Origin of the sequence: Blautia liquoris, from assembly GCF_015159595.1 — a bacterium.
Classification (GTDB): domain Bacteria; phylum Bacillota; class Clostridia; order Lachnospirales; family Lachnospiraceae; genus Novisyntrophococcus; species Novisyntrophococcus liquoris.
Genome location: NZ_CP063304.1, coordinates 2,552,103 through 2,563,463 on the forward strand (window position 1 = coordinate 2,552,103; position 11,361 = coordinate 2,563,463).

Annotated in this window: 6 protein-coding genes; all 6 read right to left on the minus strand. The window is 41.6% G+C overall.

Annotated elements, in window-relative coordinates; translation table 11 throughout:
• Positions 1-2 precede the first annotated feature (2 nt).
• A complete protein-coding gene (locus INP51_RS11560; RefSeq protein WP_193734999.1) occupies positions 3-1,430 on the minus strand; it encodes a sialate O-acetylesterase in 1,428 nt (475 codons plus the stop codon).
• A 199-nt stretch (positions 1,431-1,629) separates the two neighbouring features.
• On the minus strand, positions 1,630-4,854 hold the full coding sequence (locus INP51_RS11565; protein ID WP_193735000.1) for a glycosyl hydrolase family 2 protein: 3,225 nt from the start codon (positions 4,852-4,854) through the stop codon (positions 1,630-1,632).
• A 15-nt stretch (positions 4,855-4,869) separates the two neighbouring features.
• A complete protein-coding gene (locus INP51_RS11570; protein WP_193735001.1) occupies positions 4,870-6,885 on the minus strand; it encodes a beta-galactosidase in 2,016 nt (671 codons plus the stop codon).
• Positions 6,882-7,913 (minus strand): LacI family DNA-binding transcriptional regulator, encoded by a 1,032-nt coding sequence (locus INP51_RS11575; RefSeq protein WP_193735002.1) that lies wholly within the window; start codon positions 7,911-7,913, stop codon positions 6,882-6,884. The genes INP51_RS11570 and INP51_RS11575 overlap by 4 nt, the downstream gene beginning before the upstream one ends.
• A 544-nt stretch (positions 7,914-8,457) precedes the next feature.
• Positions 8,458-10,350 (minus strand): beta-L-arabinofuranosidase domain-containing protein, encoded by a 1,893-nt coding sequence (locus INP51_RS11580; protein ID WP_193735003.1) that lies wholly within the window; start codon positions 10,348-10,350, stop codon positions 8,458-8,460.
• Positions 10,347-11,360, minus strand: coding sequence for a uroporphyrinogen decarboxylase family protein (locus INP51_RS11585; protein WP_193735004.1), 1,014 nt, complete (start codon positions 11,358-11,360; stop codon positions 10,347-10,349). Before INP51_RS11585 ends, INP51_RS11580 begins: the two co-directional genes overlap by 4 nt.
• Position 11,361: the final 1 nt, after the last annotated feature.

The following is an 11,361-nucleotide window of genomic DNA, read 5'->3' on the forward strand; positions in this document are numbered from 1 at the left end:
TTTCAAGATATTGTAATTTTATTCTTATAGAAGGATAACGGCGGCAGATAGGTCACTTCATCCACCACAGGAAATCTTACAGGATCTGCTTTCCATGCAAAAGATAAATAAGCCTCCCCGTTAACCATCCTTCCCAGTTCAAGATATATATGGTTCCTATCTTCACGGTTTGCGCGAATGCTTTTAATCTCTATCTCCCCCTCTTCATCCTCTAAAGTAAATCCACTTTCGTTCCCCCGCCTTGAGTAAAGCAAGAAACACGTTTTTACATGAGCAAAAGAAAGCTTCAACCAGATTCCCCTTATACCCAGAACCTTTTTTTCTTCCATATCTGTAAACTCTACATTCTTTAAAGTCGGTGATTCATATTCTTCTGTGCCGTTCAGAACATTACTGCACTGTTTTGCCAGTTTTTCTCCTAAAACCACATTTGCCTGGGCACTGTTATGGATTTCATCTGACAGATTCAAATTTGTAGTCGACAGCGTTGTGACACCTTCGATTTCGCGGGCTGCTCTTTTCTGCGCCTCACGCACTAACCCCCAGCCTCTGTCATAACTTCCATTGATCTGCCTGTTCAGCTGCATCGTAAAAAAATGAATTTTATAACCTAATTCCTCTCGAACTGATTGAACAAAATCTTTGAAATGCTCATAATAGAATGGAGCGGATTCAGGATCCGTGTCTGAACACCCCTGATACCACAAGATTCCGGCATATCTTCCCTTTGTCTTATGAATCTTACCTAGCATATTCTGATACAAATCTCCTTCGTTTGGTCTCCATCTTCTTATTGAAGAGCCGCCAAGAGCTGTTTGAATCAGTCCTACAGGCATATGCGTATACGCAGCATAACATTTCCCGAAGGAAAGATACGGGGATACGCCCGGTATACCCATCTCTTCGTTTGCAATAGAGCCGGCATCCGTACTTTCATTCATAGGGTGACTGGCTAAATCCCATTGATCTCGATTTCGAAATAAATGGACAGATACATCCGGGGGATCCATACAATAATCTCTGCTGTATCCTGCTGAATTCGATTGACCTGCAATAATAAACAGATTCCCAACCCCTACATGAAGAACACAATCCCCGCGAAACATCCAGGACAGATCGCTTTGTACACTTCTAGTCTCCAAACCAGTTTCGATGCGGTATAGGCCGCCGGACGGTATGATAAGTGTTGTCTCAAATTCTCCTGTAAAATATTCCTTCTTTGTCACTTTGTTTGCTGCGCTCCAGGGAATCACTGCCATATTATCTTCTTCTTTTATCACCCTGATCACCGGCATTGCCGATTGTACTCCTACTTCCAGTGCAGCTGAATGCACTTTATAAGTACCTTTTAAAGTGATCTGTGCATACCCCTTTTCCTGCTGCAATATTTCCCAGTCTGATGGTCCTGCTAGTATCGTAACACCATGCATGATATACCTCCTTCGAAAAACACATAAGCTTTTTACCCTTGTATCATTATAAGGTCGGCAATATGAAATTTGAATCAAATATTATTAGTAAACTATGGATATTTTACAGATAATCAGAGCAAAAATAGTGGGCGGAATTGAATAATCTCATCAATTCCACCCACTATTATAAAATAAACCAAGGTATCATCTACTATTTTCAGTTTACTGCCAATATCTCTACTCTCGATAAAATACCAAATGGACGAAGACACCATGCCTCACTCCATTCACTTCCATTGGTCCGATAAGAGTCCGGACCGTACCATTTAAATTCCGGATTGCAGTTATGCAAAGTTCCAAATGTGTTATAGCGATTACCATATACTTTTATATCCAGTTTGTGTATTCCTGCCTTTAAGACACCCGCATGCTGTATATGCGGAGCAAAAGCAACCGGTCCTATCATCTTATCATCTATGGCTAATGACAAAACTGGTGCTGCAAAGTGTGGAATCCGGACACTTATATCTGCATCTTCTTTTAATGTAAAGTGCATATGATATATCACACTCCCACCATAAAAGGGCAGTGTCTGCCGCGTAATATCGCCAAAGCAGAGTTGTTCTTCACGATCGACTATCACCGCTTTGGTTCCCCTGACCCATACTCCAAAATCTCCAAGCAGATAAATACTTTCTAGATTTGTTTTTCTTCCAAATGGTATCTCAATACGCAGCGTATTGATCCCCTTCTTAAGCTCTGGAAGATTTACTACACGAATCCCTTCATCTACATAATATGCCCCTGTTTTATCAACGGTACAAGGCTTTTCGTTCCAGAACAGAACCAACTTTTCCGGCCGTTCCACTGCCATTGATATGGCAGGTAACCCGATTGCCGATTCTATTTCATAATATAGAGTTACCCGTTCCTTCTCCGGCACCATGCCTAGTCTCCAGGGCTGTATATAAGCATCCTGCCTTGGAGGATAACCCAATATCATTCTGATCTTATTATCCAGCCGCAGAATCTCTTCATCCGGCATCCATTCACCGTCATTCAATCGCCATCGTGCATGATCCAGCAGAAATACATTCGGTTCATCCAGTGTATAGGCATCCGGCTCATGTATTGTGCACAGCAGATGCTGCTTACTATTCTTCCCCTCATACTTCTCTTCCGCTACTAAATTGTATGTCTCTGCACATTTTCCGGTTCTTATTTTATGGAAGTCTGATTCTTCTTTCCATATTTCTATCTTTTTATATATTTCGGCTTCTTTATCTTCATATGGCTCTAATTTCCACAGATAGCTATCTTCAGCATACATCTCTTTATCAATCAAGGTCCAGCCTTCCTGATAGTCTGTTTTTTCCATACAGATATGTCCATCAAGGGCATTGTAAACAAATACTTTCCAAATTCCACGTATTTTTACGCAGGCTGTTTCCGATTGATCCGCTTTTTCTTTCTGGTCCAGGGCATGGCAGATAAATAACCATCTGGCTTCTCCTTCCTGGCGCATTTGGTAAAAAAGATTATCGAATGCTTTCCCATTTTGATGGTAAACGCCAACCTCCCTCATGGGTTCCATAGCAGACAGAAGTGCGTTTTTTTCATAAGATATCTGACATGCTTTTTGGGTAAGTCTGCTCACACTTATGTTCTCTTCTGCATCAACATAGGATGGCACCTTCCCCATAAAAATAAGCTTTCCTCCACATGCAGCAAACTTCTCTACCAAATGAAGTGTCGTACTTCTGACAGTCAATAACTCTGGAACGATAACTGCTTCATATCTCATCTTTCCTATTCGCAAAGTCCCGTCTTCCCCTGCAAAACAATCTTGTTCTGCCAGTAATGATTCTGACAAAAAATCAAAGTCAATCAGACCAAATAATAGCCATGAAATCATATTTTTAAAATTTTCATCCATCTGTTCGCGCAGCATTCCTGTCTGTCCCACCGGTCCGTATGCAAGCCAATAGGATTCGATTGGATGAATCACCGCTACCTTTACCCGTGCAGTACCTCTGGTAAGTACTGTATTCAAACGTGCAAAATAATTCTCGATATAAGAATACTGTTCCCACCAGGGTGATTGGTAGTTAATCGATGCCGGCCAATCTCTTTTTGCTTCACCTTCCATCGACATGAATGCAAGATGCGGTACTCGGACAGTAACACCGAGGGCTGCCTGCCAGTCACCTTGAATCTTATGTCCTTTAAAATCATGATCCCACTGTGTCACACCATAAAGCTCACTCAATACACCTTCTCTTCCATATTGATGAGCTACAGAAGAAGCCTGTTTGATTGTTGAATATTCCGGATCATTACAGAGAATATCAACTCCGGGAAGCTGCTGTTTTCTATAACAGCGCATGGCTTCTCCCAAACGAAGTGTCTGTGAATATAAAGTTGGCTCCGACATATAGTGACCTGTCATATAGATATGATGCGCTTCACACCAGTCAGCAATTGTATCCGAATAAGCAGATACAAATCGTTCACAAAGATGATCGTGATACTGCAGGCGGTGCAGGGAAGGCACCCCTCCGGGTAGTTCAAACAGAATCTCCGGCAGTACGCAGAGCAAATCAATACCGTATGCGTTTTTGTATGTCTTTGGCAAGTCATCTGTAAAGCTTAAAGTGACATCCTCCGTACAACCGCCATCGCTGAGTGCCATCGAGCCTTTCACTTGCGGTTCATCTGTAAAAATTGCAGGAATAGATTTCCCAAATTCATCTGAGAGAACTTCATAATATCGTTCATGTGTTACTTTTATAAAGCATTCTACTGCCTCTTTATTCATCACATCCACATATGTCTGATCATTAAACCATGGGCTTTCTTTCATCAGCTCTACATACGCGAACCAGAGTGTCCCTTCAGATTTACTTACCCGGTCACAATCTGTGGATGGCTGCGGACCTAAAATCTGCCTGTATGCCGTAAGATAACCCTTCTCGATCTTAATACGATAAGCACAAAGGTAATAACCCCCTGGTTTTTCACCTTTAGCCACTCGCAGATCGAATGTTTCCTTTGAGTTCTCCAGTTCTGGCTTTATTTCTGTTGTCAGAAGCAGATGCCTTGCCCGGTATCGCACATCTTCGGTAACTTTACCACCTGCTGTTCCGGATGGGTATCGGTCTTCATCATATAACCAGCACAACATATTCTCAGTTTTTACCTTTTTATCCGCATACGTTACGAGATGCATAAAATCATCCTGTAAGTAAGGTGTCTCCATACCCGTACGTGGATGAATATGTATTCCTCCAAAACCCATCTCATGGAATACCTCTATCTGCTTATCAATTTTTTCTTCTGTAACTTCACAATTCCAGGCCCAAAATGGTGTTCCCCGATATTCACTTGATGGATTGCCAAAAAGTTCGTCATTTAATTCTTTTTTATTTTTTTTATAAAGCATAAATCCTTCCTCTCATCATAATTTTGACCCTAGTATCATAACATCATATGGATTCAAAACTACCTCTCCCTTGATTTTGTTACGTGAAAATACATCAAAATAATCCTCATTACCCAGATTAACAGCTGCCTTTTTATCCTCATGATTGATTATAAAAATCAGTTTACAATCGTTCCCCTCTTTTACACAGATTTCTACGCGGTCCTTTGTCTCAAAAGAAGCGCCTATACCACACTCATTACAAATACTTTTCATCATTTTATTCAGGAAAAGAGCCTCCGGGCACGTTCCTATATAATACGCCTTTCCATCTCCAAACTCATTGAGAGTAATACATGGTGTTCCCTCGTAGAAATCTTGTCCATACACCGCCAATGCCTCAGCGTTCTCCAGATGTATCTGATCACATAAAAAGCCACAACGAAATCTTTTCTTTGTTTTATCTGCGGACAATACAATTTGATTGCTTTCTTCCGGGTACAACGCATCCGTTTCCTCTACCCATATTCCAAGCATCTTTCTCAATTTTCCCGGATAGGCTCCAAAGACACATCTGTCATTCTCATCGACAAGTCCACTCATGTATGTAGTGATAAGTCTCCCGCCATTTTTCACAAATATCTCCAGCTTTTCTGCCACCCCTTCCTTGATCATATAAAGTAAGGGAGCAACGATAACTTTATAATTTGAAAAGTCACTGGTAAGTTTTAGCATATCCACAGAAATATTATTGTCATAGAATGCTTTATAATACTTATGTACCTGTTCCAAATAATCCATATCCTTTGTCGGTCCACTCGATAATTCTAATGCCCACCAATTTTCCCAATCAAAGATGATACCTACATCGGATTTAATTTTAGCGTCCAGACTCCAATCCTCTAATTGTCTTAATTCTTTCCCAAGCCGACTCATTTCACAAAAAATTCGAGTATCTTCTCTGTCTGCATGTGAAATCATAGCGCCGTGAAACTTTTCCTGTCCGCCTATGGACTGACGCATCTGAAAGAAAAGACAGGTATCTGCCCCATGCCCGATACCTTGATAAGCCAAGGTACGAATTTGTCCCGGTCTTTTAAGTTTATTATACGGCTGCCAGTTCTGTTGATTCGGTGATTGTTCTGCAATTATATATGACTGCCCGCCTTTCATAGCACGCATCAGATCGTGTTTCAGGGCCGGAAAACTTGGATCATCTTTTGGGGAAGGATAATTATCCCAGGCAGCTACATCCATAACATCTGTCATAGCAAATTGATTTAATTTTTTTATGTAGCCGGATATATTACTGAATACCGGAATATCCGGAGTGTATTTCCGAAGAATCTCTGCTTCGTTTAAAAAGCAGTCCTTTGTAGAATCGGTCATGAACCGCATATAGTCCAATTCTGCAGCAGGAAAGAATCGATAATCATCATTTAACTCCGAGGGGATATATATTTCATCAAAATCATAGACTGTTCTGCCCCAGAAAGAGGTATTCCATTTATTATTTAAGTTTTCAACCGTTTGATATCTTTCTTTCAGCCAGTTTCTATACTTTCTTTGGCAAGTATCGCAGTAGCAATAGGTTCCATATTCATTTGCCACATGCCAGCCAAGCAGTCCCGGATAATTCTGATATCTTTTAGCCATTTCTTCTGCTATGGCGGCTGCGCGTTCCCGATACTTTTTACTATTCACGCAGAAAAACACTCTCATTCCATGCGTTCTTTTTCTTCCGGCAATATCCACTGGAAGAACCTCGGAATATTTTTTTGAAAGCCATGCAGGCTGCGCTGAAGTAGGTGTAGATAAAAATACATTGATATGGTTTGCCAATAACTTCTCCAGGATTTTGTCCAGCCATTCAAAACAATAAACACCCTCTTCGGGCTCTAATTTAGCCCATGAAAAAACCGGAAGCGTTACTAAATTAACACCTGCTTTGTGAAATAGCTCCATATCTCTGTCAATGGTATCTTCGTCCCATTGATCCGGATTATAATCGCCTCCATAAAATACAAAAGGAAACCGCTTATTCTTTTTCATTCATCTTCCTCCCTTACATTCCTTACACTTTTCCTTACAATTAAAGATGTAGAAATCTCCATCTTAAAACTCCCGGCAGAAGACTCTTCCATCTTGTCTATTAACAGGTTCACTGCTGCAACTCCCAACTTCTTTTTCGGAGAATAAATTGTTGTCAGCGGGGTTTCCATCATTTCACTCATCGGCATATTATCAAACCCTATGAGTGATACATCTTCTGGCACTTTATAACCTAGTTTTTTTAAGGCCTGCAGCGCAAAAATAGCCATAATATCATTATCTGCAAAAAAAGCAGTCGGCATCTCCTTCAATTCTCCAAGTTCTTTCAGTAATTTGTCCCGCAGATTATTCCCAGCACTGGTGTTAAACTGCAGGATAAGCTTTTCTTCCAAGGTTAGATTTACCCTTTTCATCGCCGAAAGAAAAGCATAGTATCGTTCTTCAAAGTTTTTTGCATTCTGTACGATATGAAGATATCCTATTTTTTTGTGTCCCAACTCTTTTAAATAGGAAATCGCATCATAAACTCCCATTTCATTATTAATTGTCACACAATCACATGGGTGATTTAACATGTAATTATCAATCATTACGGTAGGTATACCTAGCTTTAAAAAGTTATTGATCTGACCTTCCTTCATCTCCGTGGCCAGCAACAATATTCCATCCGCATTGACTTCAGAAATCCTGATCAGTTCCTCTTCAAGTCTTTGTTCGTCTGTATACGTAATCATCAATTGAAAATCTCTGTTTTTTGCCTGATGCTCAACCCCCTCTATAATTTCTGAAAATACCTGTGAAAAATAATGTGCTTTATCGTCACCAATCACGTTCTTTCTGTATACAACAAAGAGAAGTGTCCCCTGTTTTTTCTCTTTTATATTGAACATGTCCTCGCAGCCCAATTCAACAACGGCATCTTTTACTTTTTTTCTGGTTTCATCGCTGATTCCCGGTCTGCCATTCAAGACCAGAGAAACTGTTGACGGTGATAGATGTAATATTTCGGCAAGTTCTTTTACTTTCATTTTTTTCATCCTATTCCACAAACTCATTTTTTCTAAAATATTTAATAAATGTTTGTAAATTATATTAAATTCATTATAATGCGATTTAACTAAAAGTCAATATGAAATAATTAACTCTAATTATATTTGGTATTATTCTACATATTTCTTTTTCATTTTTGTCTATTTTATCTGATACCAGGGTCAAAAGGTCCTGCGTTTCATGCTTGCATGAAAAAGCATGACCTTGGGAGCCGAACAAACATGAGAAAGCAGCCCGATTAGGGTGTATTTCGAATGTTTGTAGGGTGCTGAACATCCAGTGGATGTTCGTTTAGCACGGACCGAAGCGGAGCGGAGACTTGTGAGAGCTCGAAGAGCGTAACAATCCGTGTATCATAAGGGGTCAAATTACTTTTGACCCCAACATCTTTTATCTATGAATAGTGTATCATTAGCGTCAAAATACCTTTTGACGCTTTCATCATAATTATATCAAAAAAGAGACCAAAACTCTTCAATAAAGTTTCAATCTCTTTTGCGATAAAGCAAATATTTAATAAATTCATCTCTTTTGTAAAAACGTGATCTTTCTTAAAATCGTTCGAGCCATCGGCACCATGTCTATCTGCTTTTTCTCCTGCCCATCGGTAAAAATCCCGGTGATTCTCAATTCCCCCCATCTGTGTGCCGCCTTATCGGAAACCACTTTAAATTCCGGCCAATCTTCTCTTGCAATCGCCAGTTCCTCGAGAGTCCTGTTGAGCGGATGGTATTCTTTTTCTGTGAAACCTGGCACCCACATTTCCTTTGTCACTTCTTCTTTTGCTGGCAGTTCCAGACAATACAGCAAGGGCCCGCAGGTGAGATATGTACGATGCTGAAAATCTGTACGAAACCGGATATCTGCTTCAAAGTTTATTTCAATCTGTTCATCTTTCCACTCCTGATCCAATACAATTTCACGACATATCGCACCTGTATTTTCATAGACTTTACCGTTTACCGTCATCTGCTTCGCCCAGCCCGGCAAACGTAAATGCAGGGAAAACCTTACCGGCTTTGCTGTCTTGATATAAAATATGGTATGCAGGTCGAGGGGATAGCTTGTAGTCTGTTCAATTCTTACTGGAACATGATCATAACTGCCCTGATATACATAAGGTCCGTAACCGGCCGCCAGGTATCCGTCCTCCACAATATGCAGCAGCGACTGAATGTAATAGGGCGTGATTCTGCCTGAATTCGGCACGCAGCACACAGCGGCATCCTGATGAGTCGGCGAATACTTGTATCTCGGATTCCAGTCCTGTTTTTTATCATCCGGATTCTTGTAACCATCTGCGGTATAACAATTATCCGTTTTCAGATACATAATCGAGCTGTCAGTCGGATGTTTCATCCCTTCTGCAGCATTGAAATACAACCATTCGATCCGTTCATTCCAGACTACATCTCCCGTTTTTACAGCCATCCTCTCATACGTGTGCAGCATTTCCTGCAAGGTACAAAACTCATACCCGGTCCAGGTGGCGTCAGCTGTCCTCCCCGCTATCCACTCATCTCCGATCGGGGCCCCGGACGGTGTCAGATAATATGGCAGTTTCTGCATCAGCTGATCAAGTAATATCTGGTATTCTTCTTTTTCCAAAGCAGCGATGATTAACGCACGAATATGTTCAAATGTATGTACCGCATGTCCTTTAAAAATATAGAACGGCTGGCGGATATTCGGGATCTGGATATCACACTCCGACTGCATATAAGCAGAATACTCTTCGTATAACCAGACGGCATACTCTAGATATGCTCTATTTTCTGTAATCTCGTATAACCATTCAAAGGAGTCTACGATGGTCAGTCCATGTCCTACACCTGCAAACGGTTCGTGAACATCGAAGGGATGCGACTGTTCCTGCGGGTAGCCCTTCATAATGCAATCCGCCGCCATGCATATCCTGTCCAGTATCGACTCATCCTGAAACCCTTCATAACACGCCAGCAGACCGCGGAATAAACTTGACTGAGCCCATAGTTCTCCGTTCTCACCCGTGCATCTGAATCTTAATTTTTCATCATAGATCCCCAGATATCCATTCTCCTGGGTACTGAATATTTTTTCAAGATAGGCTTTCGTCTGCTTTATATATGTCTGATCTTCAAGCATAATCGCAGAACGGACATATCCGTCCCGCCAGTTAGACTGGCTTTCGCTGTTCCACCAGTAAAACTGCTCCTTATTTTCTTCCTGCATCTCTGGTGCTGCATTATCGTTACGCCCCAGTTTTCTAAGCTTGTCGCCGCCTTTTAGACGGTCATCACCATAAATATCGTGGTCTACAAGCAGTTCCGGCAGCAGTTCGTCCAAATGACCGATACATCCGGACATGTTTTCTTTCAGTTCTGTTTCCAGCCAGCCTTTCGGCTTAATCTCTCCGATTTTAATACGATTACTCAAAGGAATCCCCTTTCTGCAATGGCCTGATGAATTGCCAACACATTTTCCGAAGCGGAGTCCCTTGGTATCTCACAACCTGGGGATATCATGCTGCGGTTTTTATCTGCAATGCCCATGCAGCGCTCAACTTCCGACCGTACAAGCTGCGGCGTTCCGTTATAGAGTACCTGGACAGGATTAAAATTACCACAGATACTACTCTTTTCAGGCAAAATATCTGCAGCTGCTTCCATGTCAACCATAGAATCCAGATCGACGATATCTGCTCCGGTCTGGGCAACGTAATGTAACACCGGATTCAGATTACCGCAGATATGAAGCTTTACTTTAGCCCCCATGGCATGAACCGCCGAGATGAGTTTCTGTTGATAAGGCAATGCAAACTCTTCATATAGGGAAGGACCGATCAGAGAGGAGGCGGCATCACCGATACCGATGATCTCCGCTCCCGCTTCTATCTGGGCTCGGGCAAAACGCAGCCCCTGTTCCATACAGATATCCATCAGTTGATTCATGGCATCCGGCTCTTCCATCAAGTTCATAAAGAATTCCTGCATTCCCATTAAGTCACAGCTTTCTGCGAATGCACCCTCAATCCAGCCGATGACCGGAATATCGTTTTGCACCCGCTCCTTTAAAAAGCGAACGGCCTCGACTCTGTCATTCATACGTCGGCACTGAAAGGGTTCAATGACCTTGAGCGTATCTATATCTTCGATATTTTTGATTCGCCGCACCTTAGGATACGGAACGTTCTCTGAGGGAATCACTACCTCTGTGCCAAAACCTTCTGTTTCACGCATCGGATCAGAAATCACACATACCATGTCGATCCCATATTTTTCATGGCAGCGCAGTGCACCCTCGCTTAACTTCCGATAATCGCTGCAGAATTCTCCAAAGCTTACACCAGCTTCTTTTGCCGCGAACATCATCGTCAGGCTCAAATTGGGTAAATAGTCAACCGGTTTTCCGGCCAGTCGGTTCATTACTCTCTCATATGAATTCATA